The sequence below is a fragment of the Pseudomonas sp. T8 genome (assembly GCF_024610635.1).
Classification (GTDB): domain Bacteria; phylum Pseudomonadota; class Gammaproteobacteria; order Pseudomonadales; family Pseudomonadaceae; genus Aquipseudomonas; species Aquipseudomonas chlororaphis_I.
On sequence record NZ_CP102374.1, the window covers coordinates 4,601,176 to 4,619,638 of the forward strand.

Sequence of the window (18,463 nt, forward strand, 5' to 3'; positions counted from 1 at the left end):
CTCCTACCGGTCGCTCAGGACGCCAGGCTCCTGCGAAACCTCGCCAGGGCAATGCCAAAGAACAGCAGGCCGATCACCGCCAGGGCCAGCAGGTCTGGCCAGACCACCCTGATGCCGGCATCGCGAAACAGGATCGCGGCGCTGAGGCTGACGAAGTGCGTCGACGGCGAGCCCTGCATCACCCATTGCAGCCACTGAGGCATGCTGTCCAACGGGGTGCTACCGCCCGACAGCAGCAACATCGGGATGATCACCGGAATCGCCAGCAAGCCGAATTGCGGGGTCGAACGCGCCAGCGTGGCGAGAAAGATCCCCAGCGCGGTGCTGGCGAACAGGTAAAGCGCGGTCACCGCGAGGAACAGCCCCAGCGAACCGGCCAGCGGCACGCCCAGCACGCCTTTGACGATCACCTCCAGCGACACCCAGGTGCAGAGCACCACCACCAGCATGTTGCTCCAGATCTTCGCCAGCATGATTTCCAGGGCGGTCAGCGGCAGCACCAGCAGATGGTCTAGGGTGCCGTGCTCGCGCTCGCGCAGCAGCGCCGTACCGGTCAGGACGATGGCCAGGATGGTGATGTTGTTGACGATCTGGATCACCGCCAGAAACCAGCCGCCCTGCAGGTTGGTATTGAACAGCGCGCGACTGGTCAACTGGGCCGGCATCCGGCTCGCCGGGTCGGCCTGGCTGTAGTTCGACAGTTCACGCTGGAAAATCCGCCCGATATAACCGGCGCCCATGAAGGCCTGGCTCATGGCGGTGGCGTCGACATTCACTTGCACGCTGGGTTGGCGCCCGGCCAGCAGGTCGTTCTGGAAGTTGGCTGGCACATTGATGACGAAGGTGAACTGGCCGCTGTCCATGACCTGGTCCAGCTGGTCGTAGGGCAACGGCTCCGGGTTCTGGAATTCCGGGGGTTGCAGGGCCTCGGCCAGCTGGCGCGAGAGATGGCTGTGGTCTTCGTCCACCAGCGCGACGCTGGCGTTGTGCACGCCGATCACCGACCCGGCTGCGGGCATGTAGATGGCCACGGTGAAGGCGTACAGCAGGAACAGCAGCAACACGCTGTCGTGTCGCAGGCTGGTGAGTTCCTTGAGGCCCAGGCGCAGGATGTGGTTGAACCGGTGCATCAAGCCTCCTGCTTTTTCAGCATCGCCAGGCTCAGCCCGGTGAACCCGAGGAAGAACCCGAACAGCGCCAGGCACTGTGGCCACAGCTGGCGCAGGTCCAGGGCCTTGGTGAAGGTGCCGACGGCAATGTCGAGGAAGTAACCGGCGGGGAACAGCTGCCCCATCAGCGCCGCGGCGCCGTCCAGCGACGAGCGCGGCACGATCAGCCCGGAAAACTGGATGGTCGGCAGGCTGGTGATGATCATGGTGCCGAGGATCGCCGCGATCTGGGTGCGGGTGAAGGCGGAAATCAACAGGCCCAGGCTGGTGGTAGCCAGCACATAGAGCAGGCCGCCGAAGGCCAGGGTCAGGCCGCTGCCCTTGAAGGGTACGCCGAACAGCCAGCGGTTCATGGCCACCAGCAGCGCCAGGTTGATCAGGCTCAGGCCCAGGTAAGGCGCCTGCTTGCCCAGGAGAAACTCCAGGCGCTTGAGCGGCGTGGCGTAGAAGTTGGTGATCGAGCCCAGCTCCTTCTCGCGCACGATGCCCAGCGCCGTGAGCATCGCCGGGATGAACGCCAGGATCAGCGCCATCACCCCGGGGCCGATGGCATTCACGCTGACCACGTCCTGGTTGTAGCGAAAGCGCGTTTCCAGGCGGGCCGCGGGCGGTCGCCCCAGGGCCGGGCTGCTGTGTTCGGCGAGCAATTCGATATTGGCTTGATGCACTGCTTCGACATAGTTGCGACTGGTCTCGGCGCGAAACGGCATGCCGCCGTCGAGCCAGGCGGCCACCGCGGGCTGGCGCCCGGCGTACAGGTCGCGGCCGAAGCCGGGAGGAATCTCCAGGGCCAGCTTGATCTCCGAGCGTTGCAGGCGCCGGTGCAGCTCGGCGGCGTCACGGATCGGCTTCTGCTCCTTGAAGTAGCGGGAGCTGCGGAAGGCTTCCAGGTAGGCGCGGCTTTGCGGCGTCTGGTCCTGGTCGTAGACGGCGAAGGCGAGGTTTTCCACGTCCAGGGAAATGCCATAGCCAAAGATCACCATCATGAACAGGGCCCCGAGCAAGGCGAACCCCAGGCGCACCCGGTCGCGCAGCAGCTCCTTGCCTTCGCGGGTGGCCACGGCGATCAGGCGCGACAGGCTGAAGCGCCGACCGTCACTGTGCATGGCGCTGGCGACCTCGGACTGTGGCGTGGCTGGGGGCGGTGGTTCCGACGTGCCCTGGGCGTCTTCCAGGCAGCGGACAAAAGCGGCTTCCAGGGTTTCGCCGGCGAACTGTTGCTGCAGGGCGGCCGGCGTATCGCAAGCCAGCACCTGGCCGGCGTGCATCAGCGAGATGCGGTCGCAGCGCTGGGCTTCGTTCATGAAGTGGGTGGACAGAAAGATCGTCACCCCCTGTTCCCGCGACAGCTCGATCAACAGGCGCCAGAAGTCATCGCGGGCCGCCGGGTCGACGCCCGAGGTCGGCTCGTCGAGGATCAGCACTTCCGGGCGGTGCAGCACCGCCACCGCCAGGGACAGGCGCTGGCGCAAGCCCAGGGGCAGGGCGCCGGAGGGTTGTTCGGCAATCTCCTGGAGGGCGAAACGGCGGATCAGCTCTTCGATCCGCGGGCCGCTCTCGGCCTTGTGCAGGTCGAACAGTCGGGCGTGCAGCACCAGGTTCTGGCGCACGCTGAGTTCGCCGTACAGCGAAAAGCTCTGGGACATGAAGCCCACGCGCTTGCGGGTGGCCAGGTCCTTGGCGTCCACCGGGTTGCCCAGCAGTTTGGCGCTGCCCTCGGTGACCGGCATCAGCCCGGTCAGGACCTTCATGGTGGTGGTCTTGCCGCAGCCGTTGGAACCGAGGAAGCCGAAAATCTCGCCCCGGCCAATGGCGAAGCTGACCTTGTTCACGGCGGTGAAATCGCCGAAACGCAAGGTCAGCTCATGGGCTTCGATGGCGATTTGCTGATCGCCTGCGGTTCTGGGCGGAATCACCAGCGGCTGGTTGTCATGCCCGCTGTCGCCCTGAAAGTGGGTGAAGGCGTCGTCGAGCTTGCCACTGGGCGTGACGATGGCCAGTTCCCGGCTCAAGCCCTGGGCAATCAGCCGGCCGCGGTCGAGCATCAGGCAGTGTTCGAACTGTTCGGCTTCCTCCATATAGGCGGTGGCCACCAGCAGCGTCAGTTGCGGGCGCTGGCGGCGAACCTCGTCCACCAGTTCCCAGAAGCGCCGCCGCGACAGCGGGTCGACACCGGTGGTGGGCTCGTCAAGGATCAGCAGGTCCGGCTCATGGATCAGCGCGCAGCACAGCCCGAGCTTCTGCTTCATCCCACCGGACAGCTTGCCCGCGGGCCGTTCGGCGAAGCGCAGCAGGTCGGTGGCCAGCAACAGGTTGTGCATGCGCTGTTCGCATTGGCTTTTCGACAGGCCGAACAGGGTGGCGAAGAAGCGGATGTTTTCCTGGATCGACAGCTCGGGATACAGGTTGCCGCCCAGGCCCTGGGGCATGAAGGCGATCCGTGCGTACAGGCTGTTGCGATGGCGACGTTGCTCGATGGAGCCGCCGAGCACTTGCAGTTGGCCCTGCTGCAGCTTCTTCACCCCGGCGATCAAGCCCAGCAGGCTCGACTTGCCGGCGCCATCCGGGCCGATCAGCCCGCAGCGGGTGCCGGCGGGCAGGCTGAAGGTGAGGTCGGCCAGGGCCTGTTGCGAGCCATAACGGTGATTGATGCCGGTGGCCTGCAGCGCCAGCTCGTTCATTGCAGATTGGCCGGCCAGTCCACGGTCGCGGTGCGCACGTAGCCGGCGCCGGGCATGCCTGGCTTGGCCTGCGGAACGGCGCTGGGTTCGGTCAGCCGCAGCTTGACGCGGAACACCAGTTTTTGGCGCTCATCGCGGGTTTCCACTTCCTTGGGGGTGAACTGGGACTTGGCCGCGACAAAGCTGATTTTCGCCGGCAGCGGTTGATCGGGCAGGGCGTCGAGCAGGATCCGCGCCTCGCTGCCGACGGCCAGGCGGCCGGTCACCGAAGCGGACAGGTAGAGGTTCATGTACTGGTCGCTCGGGTCGATCAGCAGCAACACCCGGCCGCCGGCGCCCAGCACCTCGCCCGGTTCGGCCAGGCGCAGCTGGATGATGCCGTCGATGGGCGCGCGCAGGCTGCTGTCGTCGATCTCGCTGGTCAGTTGGGCGACCAGCGCCTTGGCCGAGCCAATGGCAGCGCGCACCGCGGCGACCTGGGCCTGGGCTGCCTGGACGGCGGCGTTGCCAGTGTTCAGGCGCGCCTGCTGCTGGTCGATGATCTGCTGGCTGGCGAAACCACGCTTGAACAGTTCTCGGGAGCGCTTGAGTTCCTGGTTGGCCAGCAGCAGTTCGCTCTGGCGCAGCTGCACGTTGGCTTCGGCCGCCGCGAGGTTTTCCCGGGTGCGCACCACATCGGCCTCGGCCTGGGCGCGCTGGGCTTCCAGGGTGCGGGTGTCCATGCGGGCCAGCAGTTGGTCCTTGGATACTTTGTCGCCTTCGTCGACCAGCACTTCGGCCAGGCGTCCGGGCGTCTTGCTGGCGATCTGCACTTCGGTGGCTTCAAGCCGGCCGTTGCCCATGCTCAGGCCTTCGGGCAGGCGGTCCAGGGTGGATTTCCAATAACCAAAACCGCCCGCGATCAGCAGCAATGCCAGCAAGGCGAAGGCAAAAAGACGGGAGGAGCGGTGATTCGTCGGCATTGGGGGTATCCCTGCGGCTATAGCATTCTAGTCTGGCGGCTCAAGCCGTTAGGCGACTTGATGTCCGTCAAATGAACGGGCAAGCCTAGTACGTTGTGCGCGGGATGCCTGCCTGAGTAGCGCTGGCGGCCTGTTCAGCGCAACGCGAGTACTGCCGCCCACTGTTCGGCGGTCACCGGCATCACGGACAGCCGGCTGCCTTTCTGCACCAGGGGCAGCTCGGCGAGGGCGCTTTGCTGCTTCAGATAATCCAGGCGCAGCACCTTGGGGAAGGTTTCGACATGGGCGACGTCGACGGCGCTCCAGGCGTTTTTCTCGGCGCTGGCCTTGGGATCGAAGTGTGGGTTTTCCGGTTCCAGGGCGGTCGGATCCGGGTAGGCGGCCTCGATGATCTGGCCGATCCCGGCAATGCCCGGCTCGGGGCAGCTGGAGTGATAAAAGAAGAACTGGTCACCCACCGCCATGTTGCGCAGGAAGTTTCGCGCCTGGTAGTTGCGCACGCCGTCCCAGCGCGCCTGTTTCTTGAGTGCCAGGCCCTCGATCGAGAGTTCTTCCGGTTCGGATTTCATCAGCCAATAGGCCATTTTCTTTGCTCTCCAGAGGGACGTGGGCAAGTTGTCGGGCGATTTTATGACAAACCGACAGTCGGTTGACGTCAGCATTTGCGTGTCGGTTCACGTTATCGCAGAATGCCGGGATTTTAAGCTTGACGCTGCTGCACGGCCTGTTATGGAAACCGTTGCTGTCATCGTGTGTGATTTGCCTGAGGGGGGCAATCGATGCAACGCAAACCGGATTTACTATGGATTTTGGTTATTTTGTTCGGTTTGGGCGTGGTGACAACCGGTTATGCGCAGAGCTTGTGGGCCAACAAGACCGACGCTCCGGTCGAACTCGCGCAACAGCAGCAGCCTTACAAGCGTTGATCCCTTCCAGGGCGCCGCTCTCTTGTGGTGGCGCCTATTTCGCGAAATACCATTTCTTGTCCGTCACCGTTCCTTGCAGCGGTACATCCCAGCTCGCCTGATCCAGTTTTGCGACTTTCTGACATTCATGGGCCAGCCCCAGCAGCGTCGGCTTGCGCCAGCTTTTGCGCCGTGCCAGATAGGCCAGGCTGCGATCATAGAAACCACCGCCCATTCCCAGGCGTCCACCCGCCTCATCGAAGCCGACCAGCGGCAACAGCACCAGGTCCAGCGCCCAGACCTTGCGTTGCCGGGCCAGGCTTCTCCGTGGCTCGGGAATGCGGAAGCGGTTGGGGCGCAGTTTTTCCCCGGGGCGAACGCGCTGAAACACCATCTTGGTCTGGGGCCAGGCGCTGAGCACCGGCAGATAGGTCGCCTTGCCCCGGCGTTGCGCGGCCAGCAGCAGCGGGCGCGGGTCGATTTCACCGTCCATGGGCAGGTAAAGGGAGATGTGCCTGGCGCGGCGGAACAGCGGATGCTGCGCCAGTTGCCGATACAGCCCACGAGAGGCCTGGCGTTGTTCGCTGGCGGTGAGGGCGCGGCGGGCTTTGCGCAGTATGCGTCGAAGTTGCGGGCGGGAAAGCGGCGCCGGTTCGGTCATGGTCGCTCGGGTCCGGGTGGGGTACGGCAGGACAGCGTATCAAATAACCCTGAACTGAAAAAAACGGAGCCGAAAAAAACAATGCCAGCTATTTGCATAACTGGCATTGGTATTGAATTCAGGCTCCCCGGATGAACCGCTGTCGACTTAGCCCTTGAACCCGAAAGTTCAAGGCGGAAGATGCAGTAGGCGTTAAGGCTTTCCGTCTAGCGGACATGCACACCGGCCCAACGTGCAACTTCCAGGGTAGTGCGAATCGGCTCAGGGACATCGCCAACTGGCAAGCACCCCAGGGAGTGGTGGGGATTATACCGCAACCACCCTCAGGAATCAGCCTTGGTTGTATCGGTGTCGGTGGCAAGCACCAGATCCACGCGCTCGAGCAGATCGCGCACCTGTTCGCGGGTCGAACCGCTGGCTTGCACGTCAGGGCGGTCCTGCTTGTGCAGCAGATCGTGGGTAATGTTGAGGGCGGCCATCACGGCGATACGATCGGCGCCAATGACTTTGCCGCTGCTGCGGATCTCACGCATCTTGCCATCCAGGTACCGGGCGGCGCTCACCAGATTGCTACGTTCTTCCTGGGGGCAGATGATCGAATACTCTTTGTCGAGGATCTGCACGGTAACGCTATTGCTTGAACTCATGAGTCTTGCTCCAGGGCCTTGAGGCGCGAAATCATCGATTCGACCTTACGCCGGGCGATTTCGTTTTTTTCAATGAGGTGCGCGCGTTCCTCGCGCCAAGTCTTTTCCTGAGCTAATAAGAGTGCGTTTTGACTCTTTAGTTGCTCGACCCGGCCAATTAGCAGTTCGAGTCTAGCCATCAGCGCTTGCAGATCGGTGTCTTCCATTGGATCCCACTGGATTTGTCTGATGAGTGGCAACTGCCCGGGCAAACGAGTTGACGGCCTCGATGGTCTTGGCGCGTCTGCCGATGCTAGGATACAAGGCCTCCATTCTAGACATTGCGCCGCTTGGCGCCTAGCTACCCATGCCCATTCAGAATTCCCCGTACAACGCCTTCGCCACCCTGCTCAGCAGCAGCGGTCACCCTGTCTCGCCTGCCGAATTGCATGGCCTGTTGCTGGGTCGCAGCTGCGCCGGCGCCGGCTTCGAGGTCGACGGCTGGCTGATCGACGCCGCCGAACTGCTCGAAGGCGAGCCGCAGGACAATGTTCGCAACGCCTTGATCGGCCTGCAGGAAATGGTCAAGGGCGAACTGACCAGCGACGACATGACCGTCGTTCTGCTGCTGCCCACCGACGACGCTCCGCTGGCCGAGCGCGCCGCGGCCCTGGGTCAATGGTGCCAGGGTTTCCTCACCGGCTTTGGCCTGAACTCCCGTGACAGCAGCGCTCTGAGCGCCGAGGCCACGGAAGTGTTGCAGGACCTTGCGGCGATCGCCCAGGTCCAGGACGCACTGGAAGAGTCCGACGACGGCGAAAGCGACTACATGGAAGTGATGGAATACCTGCGGGTCGCCCCGCTGCTGCTGTTTACCGAGACCAACAAGACGGTTGAACCGGCCGCCAAGCCTTCTCTGCACTGATCGTTCGATAGGGAAATCCGTCTGCCCATGATCCATATCCCGAAATCGGAATACACCCGCCGCCGCAAGGCGCTCATGGCGCAGATGGAACCCAACAGCATCGCGATCCTGCCGGCTGCCGCGGTGGCGATCCGCAACCGCGACGTCGAGCATGTCTACCGCCAGGACAGCGATTTCCAGTACCTCAGCGGTTTCCCCGAACCCCAGGCGGTGATCGTGCTGATGCCCGGTCGCGAGCATGGCGAGTACATCCTGTTCTGCCGCGAGCGCAATGCCGAGCGTGAACTCTGGGACGGCCTGCGGGCTGGCCAGGAAGGCGCGATTCGCGATTACGGCGCCGACGATGCCTTTCCCATCACCGATATCGACGACATCCTGCCGGGCCTTATCGAAGGCCGCGACCGGGTGTATTCGGCCATGGGCAGCAACCCCGAGTTCGATCGCCACCTGATGGAATGGATCAATGTGATCCGCTCCAAGGCGCACCTGGGCGCCCAGCCGCCGAACGAATTCGTTGCCCTGGATCATCTGCTGCACGACATGCGCCTGTATAAATCGGCGGCGGAAGTGAAGGTGATGCGCGAGGCCGCGCGGATTTCCGCCCAGGCCCATATTCGGGCCATGCAGGCCAGCCGCGCCGGCTTGTACGAGTTCAGCCTGGAAGCCGAGCTGGACTACGAGTTCCGCCGGGGCGGGGCGAAGATGCCGGCCTACGGCTCGATCGTCGCCGCCGGGCGCAACAGCTGCATCCTGCATTACCAGCAGAACGACGCGTTGCTCAAGGACGGCGATCTGGTGCTGATCGACGCCGGTTGCGAGATCGATTGTTATGCCAGCGATATCACCCGCACCTGGCCGGTGAACGGCAAGTTTTCCGCCGAGCAGAAGGCGATCTACGAGCTGGTGCTGGCCTCCCAGGAAGCCGCCTTTGCCGAGATCGCGCCGAACAAGCACTGGAACCAGGCTCACGAGGCGACCGTCAAGGTGATCACCGCCGGGCTGGTCAAGCTGGGGCTGCTCGAAGGCGAGGTGGACGAGTTGATCGCCAGCGAAGCCTACAAGGCGTTTTACATGCACCGCGCCGGCCACTGGCTGGGCATGGATGTGCATGATGTCGGCGAGTACAAGGTCGGCGGCGAATGGCGGGTGCTGGAAGTCGGCATGGCCCTGACGGTCGAGCCGGGTATCTACATCGCGCCGGACAATCAGAACGTAGCGAAGAAATGGCGCGGCATTGGCGTGCGCATCGAGGATGACGTGGTGGTAACCAAGCAAGGCTGTGAAATTCTCACCGGCGGCGTGCCAAAGACCGTGGCCGAGATCGAGGCCCTGATGGCCGCCGCACGGAGCCACGCAGCATGAACCGGGTCAATCTGGCGATCATCGGCGGTGGCCTGGTCGGTGCCAGCCTGGCCCTGGCCTTGCAGGCCGGCGCCAAGGAGCGCGGCTGGAAAATCGTGCTGATCGAGCCGTTCGCTCCGGGCGATACCTATCAGCCCAGCTACGACGCGCGTTCTTCGGCGCTGTCGTTCGGCGCGCGGCAGATCTATCAACGGCTGGGTGTGTGGCAGGAAATCTCCCGTCGCGCCGAGCCGATCAAACAGATCCATGTCTCCGACCGTGGGCGGTTTTCCACCGCGCGGCTGTCGGCCATGGAGGAGGGCGTTCCCGCCCTGGGTTATGTGGTGGAAAACGCCTGGCTCGGCCAATGCCTCTGGCAGGGGCTGGACAAGGACGTGGTGAGCTGGCGCTGCCCGGCCGAAGTCACGCGCATGGAGCCGCTGGAAGACGGCTATCGCCTGACCCTCAACGATGAAACCAGCCTGGATTGCGAGCTGGCGGTGCTGGCCGACGGCGGTCGCTCCGGGCTGCGCGAGCAACTGGGTATCGGGGTGAAAAAGCGCCCCTACAACCAGAGCGCACTGATCGCCAATATCACCCCGAGCGAAGCCCATAACGGCATGGCCTTCGAGCGCTTCACCGACGACGGCCCGATGGCCCTGCTGCCGCTGCCGGAGAACCGCTGCGCGCTGGTCTGGACCCGTCTGGGCATGGACGCGCAGCGCCTGGCCGCGCTGGATGAACGCAGCTTCCTCAGCGAATTGCAGGGAATATTCGGTTATCGCCTGGGCACCCTGAAACAGGTCGGCGCGCGGCATCTTTATCCGCTGTCGCTGGTGGAGGCCGAGGAGCAGGTGCGTCCTCATCTGGTGGTGCTGGGCAACGCCGCCCACAGCCTGCACCCGATTGCCGGGCAGGGTTTCAACCTGTCGTTGCGTGACGCCCAGGCGCTGGCCGATGCCTTGCTGGTCAGCCCGACGCCGCCCGGCGATTTCAGCATCTTGCAGGCCTACCGCGAGCGGCAGCGTCTGGACCAGGACCTGACCGTGGGCTTCTCCGACCAGGTCACCCGCTTGTTCGGCAGCAAGCTGCCGCTGGTGTCCCTGGGGCGCAATATCGGGCTGCTGGGCCTGGACCTGCTGCCGCCGGCCAAGCGCTGGTTCGCCCGGCAAGCCATGGGCCTGGGTACCCGTCCCGATGCGTGAGTGGCTGAGCCCGCGACCGGGCATGGAAATCCAGCACAGTGTCGGCAGCCAGGCAGCGCGGCTCGACAAAACCCTTTACGTGCGGCTCAAGCCGCAAGCGAGACAGGCTTAAAGCATGGAAATGCGTGCAGATCTGCTGATTGTCGGGGCCGGAATGGTCGGGAGCGCCCTGGCGCTGGCGTTGCAGGACAGCGGCCTGGAAGTGCTGCTGCTCGATGGCAGCCCGCTGAAGGTCAAGCCCTTCGACAGCGAAGCGCCGTTCGAGCCGCGGGTGAGCGCGTTGTCGGCGGCCAGCCAGCGGATTCTCGAGCGCCTGGGTGTCTGGGAAGGGGTAACCCGGCGGCGCAGCAGCCCGTATGCCGAGATGCAGGTCTGGGATGGCAGCGGCACCGGGCAGATTCACTTCTCGGCCGCCAGCGTGCATGCCGAGGCGCTGGGCCACATCGTTGAAAACCGGGTGGTCCAGGACGCGCTCCTGGAGCGCCTGCACAACTGCGACATCGGCCTGCTGGCCAATGCCCGCCTGGAGCAGATGCGCCGCTCCGGCGACGACTGGCTGCTGACCCTGGCCGATGGCCGCAGCCTGCGCGCGCCGCTGGTGATCGCCGCCGATGGCGCCAACTCGGCAGTGCGGCGCCTGACCGGCTGCGCCACCCGCGAATGGGATTACCTGCATCACGCCATCGTGACCAGCGTGTGCTGCGCCGAGCCACACCAGAGGACCGCCTGGCAGCGTTTCACCGACAACGGCCCGCTGGCCTTCCTGCCGCTGGAGCGCGACGGTCAGCATGACTGGTGCTCGATTGTCTGGTCGACCACGCCCAGCGAGGCCGAACGCCTGATGGCGCTGGACGACAGCGATTTCTGCCGAGAACTGGAGCGCGCCTTCGAAGGCCGCCTGGGCGCGGTGTTGAGCGCCGATCCGCGGCTCTGTGTGCCGTTGCGCCAGCGTCATGCCAAGCGTTACGTGGCGGATGGCCTGGCGCTGATCGGCGACGCGGCTCATACCATCCATCCGCTGGCCGGGCAGGGGGTCAACCTGGGCTTCCTCGATGCCGCGGTGCTGGCCGAGGTGCTGCTGCAGGCGGCCAGCCGCGGCGAACGCCTGGCCGACACCAAGGTGCTCAGCCGTTACGAGCGGCGGCGCATGCCGCACAACCTGGCGCTGATGGCGGCGATGGAGGGCTTCGAGCGGCTGTTCCAGGCTGATCCGCTGCCGCTGCGCTGGTTGCGTAACACCGGGCTGAAAATGGTCGACCAGATGCCCGAGGCCAAGGCGCTGTTCGTGCGCCAGGCACTGGGCCTCACCGGGGATCTGCCGGAACTGGCCAAGGCCTGATCCCAATGGCCTCATCGCGAGCAAGCTCGCTCCTACAGTATCGGCGCTCCCCCTGTAGGAGCGAGCTTGCTCGCGATCGGATCGCCCGGCCAATGTTCCCTCGACGGGTTATGCAACATCTCGTAACGCCTCGGCCGCCGGTTCAGTTTGAGAAGCTAAATAGTAGTCCTTATCATTTACTCCCCTTTGATTTCGAGAGACCGCTCCCATGTTGGCACCGAAGCGTCTACTGACCGCCCTGGCCCTCACCCTCATTGGCGGTACTGTCCAGGCAGCCGACGAAGTGGTGGTCTACTCCTCGCGTATCGACGAGCTGATCAAGCCGGTCTTCGATCTCTACACCCAGAAAACCGGGGTCCAGGTGAAGTTCATCACCGACAAGGAAGCGCCGCTGATGCAGCGGATCAAGGCCGAGGGCGAGAACGCGACCGCCGACCTGCTGCTCACCGTCGACGCCGGCAACCTGTGGCAAGCCGAGCAGATGGGCATCCTGCAGCCGTTCACCTCCAAGGTGATCGACGCCAACATCCCCCTGCAGTACCGCGCCGCTTCGCACGCCTGGACCGGCCTGAGCCTGCGGGCGCGGACCATCGCCTACTCCACCGCGCGGGTGAAACCGTCCGAGCTGACCACCTACGAAGCCCTGGCTGACAAGCAGTGGGAAGGCCGCCTGTGCCTGCGCACGGCGAAGAAGGTCTACAACCAGTCGCTGACCGCGACCCTGATCGAAACCCATGGCGCGGCGAAAACCGAAGAAATCGTCAAGGGCTGGGTCAACAACCTGTCCACCGACGTGTTCTCCGACGATGTCGCGGTGCTCGAGGCGATCAACGCCGGCCAGTGCGACGTGGGCATCGTCAACACCTACTACTACGGCCGCCTGCACAAGCAGAAGCCGGATCTGCCGGTCAAACTGTTCTGGCCGAACCAGGGCGATCGCGGCGTGCACGTCAACCTGTCGGGCATCGGCCTGACCAAGCACGCTCCGCATCCGGCAGCCGCCAAGGCCCTGGTGGAGTGGATGACTACCGAGGAAGCGCAGAAGATCTTCGCCGACGTGAACCAGGAGTTCCCGGCCAACCCGAGCGTGCCGCCGTCCGCTGAAGTGGCCGCCTGGGGCAAGTTCGTGGCTGACACCCTGCCGGTGGAAGTCGCCGGCAAGCGCCAGGCCGAGGCCATTCGCCTGATGGACCGTGCTGGCTGGAACTGATCCGCTGGTTATACTGCGCCCCGCCTTTGCGGGGCGTTTTGTTTAGCCGGTTCGCCATTGCCTTTTATTGATCCATCCCGCTCGAGAGTCTTTCGTGGCCCATCCCACCCAACGTCGCTGGTACCCGCTGGTTTTTGCCGTCGCCGCCCTGGTGCTGCTGCCGCTGAGCGTGCTGCTGCTGTCGTGGCAGGTGGTCGACCAGCAGATCTGGTCGCACCTGTGGGAAACCCAGATGCCGCGCCTGTTGGGCAACACCCTGACCCTGGTGCTGGGGGTCGGTGTGGGCGTGACGCTGCTGGGGGTGAGCCTGGCCTGGCTGACCAGCCTCTGCGAGTTTCCCGGAAGGCGCTGGCTGGACTGGGCGCTGATGCTGCCCTTTGCGATTCCGGCCTACGTGCTGGCCTTTGTCTTCGTCGGCCTGCTGGACTTTTCCGGCCCGGTGCAGACCCTGTTGCGCGAATGGTTCGGCACGGGCCTGCGCCTGCCGCGGGTGCGTTCCACCGGCGGGGTGATCCTGGTCCTGGTGCTGGTGTTCTATCCCTATGTGTATCTGCTGGCGCGCACCGCGTTCCTGGCCCAGGGCAAAGGCCTGATGGAGGCCGCGCGGGTGCTGGGGCAGACGCCCTGGCAAGCGTTCTGGCGCGTGGCCCTGCCCATGGCGCGGCCAGCCATCGGCGCCGGTGTGGCCCTGGCGCTGATGGAAACCCTGGCGGACTTCGGCGCGGTGGCGGTGTTCAACTTCGACACCTTCACCACCGCCATCTACAAGACCTGGTACGGCTTCTTCAGCCTGTCCAGCGCCGCGCAGCTGGCCAGCCTGTTGCTGCTGGCGGTGATGCTGGTGCTGTACGGCGAGCGTCGCGCCCGCGGCGCCAGTCGCTCCGGCAACGAGCGGCCACGGGGCAAGGCGCTGTACCACCTGCATGGCATCAAGGCCCTGGCGGCCACAAGCTGGTGCGCACTGGTGTTCGCCTGTGCCTTCGTCATCCCGGTGCTGCAACTGCTGGTGTGGTTCTGGCAGCGTGGCCGCTTCGATCTCGACGAGCGTTATGCCGGGCTGATCCTGCACACCCTGTACCTGGGCGCCATGGCGGCCCTGATCACGGTCAGCGTGGCCCTGCTGCTGGCGTTCGCCCGACGGTTGGCACCGACCCGGGCGATCCGTTCCGGCGTCAGCCTGGCCAACCTGGGTTACGCCTTGCCGGGTTCGGTGCTGGCGGTGTCGATCATGCTGGCTTTCAGTTATCTGGACCGCGAGCTGGTGATCCCGCTGTCGGGCTGGCTCGGTGGGGCGGGTAAACCCTTGCTGCTGGGCAGTCTGGCGGCGTTGCTGCTGGCCTATCTGGTGCGGTTTATCGCGGTGGCCTACGGGCCGCTGGAAAGCAGCCTGGCGCGGATCCGCCCGTCGTTGCCGGAAGCGGCGCGCAGCCTGGGGGTCAGCGGACCACGACTGTTTTTCAAAGTGTATCTGCCGCTTTTGCTGCCCGGCACCCTGAGCGCGGCGTTGCTGGTGTTCGTCGATGTGCTCAAGGAAATGCCCGCCACCCTGCTGATGCGCCCGTTCGGCTGGGACACGCTGGCGGTGCGGATCTTCGAGATGACCAGCGAGGGCGAATGGGCGCGTGCCGCGTTGCCGGCCCTGACCCTGGTCCTGGTGGGATTGCTACCGGTGATCGGACTGATCCGACGCTCCGCTCATCGAATCGGTTAGGTGCCAGTGTCACACCTTGCGGCTACAATGCGCGGCATTCGGTGCGGTCGATCTTTCTGATCGGGTCTCTTGAATTGTCTGAGAGCCATCTATTTCAAGGCTTTCAGCTCATACGGCGACCGCCCGCACCTTCGCCACGCCCGGAAGGAGAAACCCATGGGACAGCGCACGCCTCTGTATGACCTTCATCTCGCCCTGGGCGCGAAGATGGTCGATTTTGGCGGTTGGGATATGCCTCTGCATTACGGCTCGCAGGTCGAGGAGCACCATCAGGTGCGACGCGATTGCGGGGTTTTCGATGTATCCCACATGACCGTGATCGATGTCGACGGACCCCAGGCCAAGGCCTGGCTCCAGCACCTGCTGGCCAACGACGTCGAACGCCTGCAAAGCCCCGGCAGGGCCTTGTACAGCGCCATGCTCAACGAGCACGGCGGCATTGTCGACGACATGATCGTCTACCGCACCGACGCCGGTTACCGGCTGGTGGTCAACGCCGCCACCCGTGACCAGGACATGGCCTGGATGCACGCGCAACTGGGCGATTTCCAGGTGCAACTGCACGAACGCTCCGAGCTGGCGATGCTGGCGATCCAGGGGCCCCACGCCCGCCACAAGATCGCCGAGCTGGTGACCCAGTCGCGCGGCACGCTGATCCAGCAACTCAAGCCCTTCGAAGGCCAGGCCGATGGCGACTGGTTCATCGCGCGCACCGGCTACACCGGTGAAGATGGCCTGGAAATCGTCCTGCCGGCCGACCAGGCCCCGGCGTTCTTCAACGATCTGGTCGGCGCGGGCATCTCGCCGATCGGCCTCGGCGCCCGGGACACCCTGCGCCTGGAGGCCGGCATGAACCTGTACGGCCAGGACATTCACCAGGAGGTTTCACCGCTGGTGGCCAACATGGCCTGGAGCATCGCCTGGGAACCGGCGTCGCGTAAGTTCATCGGGCGCACCGCGCTGGAGGCCGAGCGCGCGGGTGGGGTGAAGCACAAACTGGTCGGCCTGGTGCTGGAAGAACGCGGCGTGCTGCGTGCCCATCAAGTGGTGCGCATCGCCGATGTTGGCGAAGGAGAGATCACCAGTGGTAGTTTCTCTCCTACGCTTAGCAAATCGATCGCCCTGGCACGGGTGCCCATGGCTACCGCCGACCGTGCAGAAGTGGAAATCCGTGGCAAGTGGTACCCGGTCCGGGTGGTAAAACCGACCTTCGTGCGTCATGGCAAGACCTTGATCTAACTTATTTCCGGCGGGATCGACCGCTGACATTTCTTCTTGAGGACACAGAACATGAGCGATATCCCTGCTGACCTGCGTTTTGCCGAAAGTCACGAATGGGCCCGTCTGGAAGCCGATGGCACCGTGACCGTGGGCATCAGCGACCACGCTCAGGAAGCCCTGGGCGACGTGGTGTTCGTCGAGCTGACCGAAGTCGGCAATGTCTTCGGCGCTGGCGACCAGGCCGGTGTGGTGGAATCGGTGAAGGCCGCTTCCGATATCTACGCGCCAGTGGCCGGCGAAGTGATCGCGGTCAACGAAGACCTGAGCGGCAGCCCCGAGCTGCTCAACAGCGACCCGTACGGCGCCTGGATCTTCAAGCTCAAGCCGGCCAACGCTGCCGATCTTGAGAAGCTGCTCGACGCAGCCGGTTATAAGGCCGCTATCGGCGAATAACCCCTGCCAGAAGCGAATCCGCTACAAGAGCGCCGTGTTGCCCTTATCGGGTACGCGGCGTTTTTCGTTTGCAGGCGACGTCTGGGGCTGGCCTAGCGGCGGAGCGATCTGGCCCGCAGCACGGCTTTGTTCACCCTGATGTGAAGCGCTGCCACTTCTTCTGCCGTCAAACTCGCCGCGGGTTCGCCGCTAACCCAGGCGCCCTGATTGGTGTAGGTGACGGTTTTGGTTTCTCCGTCGTTCACGCTGATGTTGTAAGGGCTGGACAGGTTGCTGGGGATCAGCGAACCCGCCGCTTGGGCCGGACCGAACCATAGTTGAAACTCGTTTTTGGGGGTCATGGTGGTTATGCCTATATTCATGCCACCTGAGCGGTTCACCCAGAGACTGAGTCCGGTGGAGTCCAACAATATATTGCTGGGGTTGGCCAGAAGTTCGTTATTTATTGAAACATCTCCTGGCGTTCCAGCATTCTTTGCAGGGCTGAATACACCATATTGATCCAGGGTGGTTATCTGGCCTGTGTTGATGGGTAGGTTCTTTCCGCCTGAAGTAAAATTGACGTCTCCTTCTTGCAGCGGTGTATTGGTGAAATTCACCATGTAGGAATCATTGGTGATATTGAAGATGTTCTTGTATTGATACGTCGGTTGGTTGGGGGCGGCGAATGGCGGTTTTGAAAGCCAGATGACAGTGAAGGAACTGTTTACTTTCTTGGCCAGGTAGAGGCTGTAATTGTTTATCTTTTGTGCAACAAGTTGCTCTTCTTCAATATAGACAATTATGGTTTGCTTACTCATGGCTAATCTCACGCTCATCCTGTGGATGATTCAGGCACAGAGTCTCGACTCCACCTGGCCCGTTCGACTATGGCTTCGACACCATCAATAAAAAACCCTGTAGATCTACGATATACAGGGTTTTCTTGCATGAGCGGAACTTGCGAACGGAAGACTGCCAATGGCATCGCGCAGTGCTCTATGTCCTTCGCGCAACCGATGCTCGATCCGCCTGGCGGACTAGGCCGCGATCCCGAGCCTGGCGTGCAGCGCCCTGACTTCGGAGGCGCTCAGGACTCTGGCCGGTTCGCCGGTCACCCAGGTGCCACTGTCGGTGTAGGTAATGGTGACGCTGCCGCCATCCTGCAGGGTCGCTACATAGGGGTTGGACAGGTTGATGGCGATCAACGAACCGGTTTCCTGAATGTTGCCGAACCAGAGTTGATATTGGCTCTTTGGTGTCAGCGTCGCAGGGCCGATGTTCATGCCGCTCTGACGGTTCACCCAGATGTTGTTGCCGTTGGAATCCAGGAGGATTGCATGCGGATTGCCTTGCAGCTCATTTTTGATGAGAACATCCGAGGGGACGCCGCCATTCTTGGCCGGTGTGAACACGCCGTTCGCATCGAGCGTCGTGGTCTGGCCGGTGCTGATGGGCAGGTTTTTCCCGCCGGAGGTGAAGGTGACATCGCCGCTGCTGACCGGGTCATTGGTGAAGTTGACCATGAACGACGGGGTGGCGATATCAAAGGTGTTTCTATATTGGTAACTAGGGTTGTTGACTGTCGCAACGGGGCCTTTTGATTGCCAGATGACAGTAAAGTCATTATTTACTTTCTTGGCCAGATAGAGGCTGTAGTTGTTGTTCTTTTGCGCAATCAACTGTTCTTCTTCGATGTATACAACTATTTGTTGGCTGCTCATTTCTGTGAACTCCATTTCGAGTAAATTGAAACATGGATTTTGTAACGGTCTTTTCAACTGCGTAATGGCCTTTTGTTTCCAAGGCGCAGTCATAAGTAAACATAGCAGGCGGAAAGTTGACCTATAGAATGATTGGCTATTGTTGTGAAAGTCGTCTGTATTTCGGAAATTTAATGCATTGGTTCGTGCTGATTTATCATGTGTTTATGTGTGCGATTAAAGTGAGTCTTGCCGGGAGTCTGGTTTTTGGCGCAAAGGATCGGACAAGTGGACACTTATATAACTATTGGCAACTGTATTTATTACTGAAATAAAAACGCCCAATGCCTGGGCATTGAGCGTCTTGAATAT

At 63.0% G+C, this 18,463-nt stretch carries 18 protein-coding genes and 1 other RNA gene; 9 read left to right on the forward strand and 10 right to left on the reverse strand.

Annotation, left to right across the window (positions count from 1 at the left end):
- Positions 1-14: 14 nt before the first annotated feature.
- From NRG23_RS20700 to NRG23_RS20715, 4 genes are all read right to left on the reverse strand, one after another.
- Positions 15-1,130 carry an ABC transporter permease gene (locus NRG23_RS20700; protein WP_009051411.1) on the reverse strand — a complete coding sequence of 372 codons (1,116 nt, stop codon included), beginning with the start codon at positions 1,128-1,130 and terminating at the stop codon, positions 15-17.
- A complete protein-coding gene (rbbA, locus tag NRG23_RS20705; RefSeq protein WP_257371871.1) occupies positions 1,130-3,850 on the reverse strand; it encodes a ribosome-associated ATPase/putative transporter RbbA in 2,721 nt (906 codons plus the stop codon). The genes NRG23_RS20700 and rbbA overlap by 1 nt, the downstream gene beginning before the upstream one ends.
- Positions 3,847-4,812 carry an HlyD family secretion protein gene (locus NRG23_RS20710; RefSeq protein ID WP_009051409.1) on the reverse strand — a complete coding sequence of 322 codons (966 nt, stop codon included), beginning with the start codon at positions 4,810-4,812 and terminating at the stop codon, positions 3,847-3,849. The genes rbbA and NRG23_RS20710 overlap by 4 nt, the downstream gene beginning before the upstream one ends.
- Positions 4,813-4,946: 134 nt before the next feature.
- Entirely contained in the window at positions 4,947-5,396 is a 450-nt protein-coding gene (locus NRG23_RS20715; RefSeq protein WP_028683686.1) for an EVE domain-containing protein, read from the reverse strand.
- Between the two features lie 195 nt (positions 5,397-5,591).
- On the opposite strand from NRG23_RS20715, the gene NRG23_RS20720 reads away from it, so the two are divergent.
- Positions 5,592-5,738, forward strand: a complete 147-nt coding sequence (locus tag NRG23_RS20720; protein WP_007926740.1) for a hypothetical protein — start codon at positions 5,592-5,594, stop codon at positions 5,736-5,738.
- A 34-nt stretch (positions 5,739-5,772) separates the two neighbouring features.
- On the opposite strand, the gene NRG23_RS20725 is transcribed toward NRG23_RS20720, so the two are convergent.
- From NRG23_RS20725 to NRG23_RS20740, 4 genes are all read right to left on the reverse strand, one after another.
- Complete coding sequence (locus NRG23_RS20725) at positions 5,773-6,378, reverse strand: 5-formyltetrahydrofolate cyclo-ligase (RefSeq protein ID WP_009051407.1); 606 nt, start codon at positions 6,376-6,378, stop codon at positions 5,773-5,775.
- A gap of 120 nt (positions 6,379-6,498) precedes the next feature.
- Positions 6,499-6,677: non-coding RNA, 6S RNA (gene ssrS, locus NRG23_RS20730), on the reverse strand.
- 24 nt (positions 6,678-6,701) lie between these two features.
- Complete coding sequence (locus NRG23_RS20735) at positions 6,702-7,025, reverse strand: cell division protein ZapA (protein WP_007926742.1); 324 nt, start codon at positions 7,023-7,025, stop codon at positions 6,702-6,704.
- Positions 7,022-7,231 (reverse strand): TIGR02449 family protein, encoded by a 210-nt coding sequence (locus NRG23_RS20740; RefSeq protein WP_007911197.1) that lies wholly within the window; start codon positions 7,229-7,231, stop codon positions 7,022-7,024. Before NRG23_RS20740 ends, NRG23_RS20735 begins: the two co-directional genes overlap by 4 nt.
- Positions 7,232-7,371: 140 nt before the next feature.
- Here NRG23_RS20740 and NRG23_RS20745 point away from each other — a divergent pair, with 140 nt between their 5' ends.
- The 8 genes from NRG23_RS20745 to gcvH all read left to right on the forward strand — a co-directional run bounded on the left by NRG23_RS20745 (position 7,372) and on the right by gcvH (position 16,409).
- On the forward strand, positions 7,372-7,929 hold the full coding sequence (locus tag NRG23_RS20745; RefSeq protein WP_009051406.1) for a YecA family protein: 558 nt from the start codon (positions 7,372-7,374) through the stop codon (positions 7,927-7,929).
- A gap of 27 nt (positions 7,930-7,956) precedes the next feature.
- On the forward strand, positions 7,957-9,291 hold the full coding sequence (gene pepP, locus NRG23_RS20750) for a Xaa-Pro aminopeptidase (RefSeq protein ID WP_009051405.1): 1,335 nt from the start codon (positions 7,957-7,959) through the stop codon (positions 9,289-9,291).
- Positions 9,288-10,475 (forward strand): 2-octaprenyl-6-methoxyphenyl hydroxylase, encoded by a 1,188-nt coding sequence (gene ubiH / locus NRG23_RS20755; RefSeq protein WP_038574913.1) that lies wholly within the window; start codon positions 9,288-9,290, stop codon positions 10,473-10,475. Before pepP ends, ubiH begins: the two co-directional genes overlap by 4 nt.
- A gap of 121 nt (positions 10,476-10,596) precedes the next feature.
- Positions 10,597-11,814, forward strand: a complete 1,218-nt coding sequence (locus NRG23_RS20760) for a 2-octaprenyl-3-methyl-6-methoxy-1,4-benzoquinol hydroxylase (protein ID WP_164485481.1) — start codon at positions 10,597-10,599, stop codon at positions 11,812-11,814.
- Between the two features lie 208 nt (positions 11,815-12,022).
- Complete coding sequence (locus NRG23_RS20765) at positions 12,023-13,024, forward strand: extracellular solute-binding protein (RefSeq protein ID WP_041985029.1); 1,002 nt, start codon at positions 12,023-12,025, stop codon at positions 13,022-13,024.
- A gap of 94 nt (positions 13,025-13,118) precedes the next feature.
- A complete protein-coding gene (locus NRG23_RS20770) occupies positions 13,119-14,735 on the forward strand; it encodes an iron ABC transporter permease (RefSeq protein ID WP_257371872.1) in 1,617 nt (538 codons plus the stop codon).
- 156 nt (positions 14,736-14,891) lie between these two features.
- The gene (gene gcvT / locus NRG23_RS20775; RefSeq protein ID WP_009051399.1) at positions 14,892-15,974 is read left to right on the forward strand and encodes a glycine cleavage system aminomethyltransferase GcvT; all 1,083 of its coding nucleotides are present in this window, start codon (positions 14,892-14,894) and stop codon (positions 15,972-15,974) included.
- Positions 15,975-16,025: 51 nt separating this feature from the next.
- Positions 16,026-16,409 (forward strand): glycine cleavage system protein GcvH, encoded by a 384-nt coding sequence (gcvH, locus tag NRG23_RS20780; protein ID WP_009046109.1) that lies wholly within the window; start codon positions 16,026-16,028, stop codon positions 16,407-16,409.
- A 92-nt stretch (positions 16,410-16,501) separates the two neighbouring features.
- Here gcvH and NRG23_RS20785 read toward each other — a convergent pair whose 3' ends face one another.
- Positions 16,502-17,209 (reverse strand): hypothetical protein, encoded by a 708-nt coding sequence (locus NRG23_RS20785; RefSeq protein ID WP_028683689.1) that lies wholly within the window; start codon positions 17,207-17,209, stop codon positions 16,502-16,504.
- A 219-nt stretch (positions 17,210-17,428) separates the two neighbouring features.
- On the reverse strand, positions 17,429-18,112 hold the full coding sequence (locus NRG23_RS20790) for a hypothetical protein (RefSeq protein WP_009051397.1): 684 nt from the start codon (positions 18,110-18,112) through the stop codon (positions 17,429-17,431).
- Between the last annotated feature and the right edge of the window lie 351 nt (positions 18,113-18,463).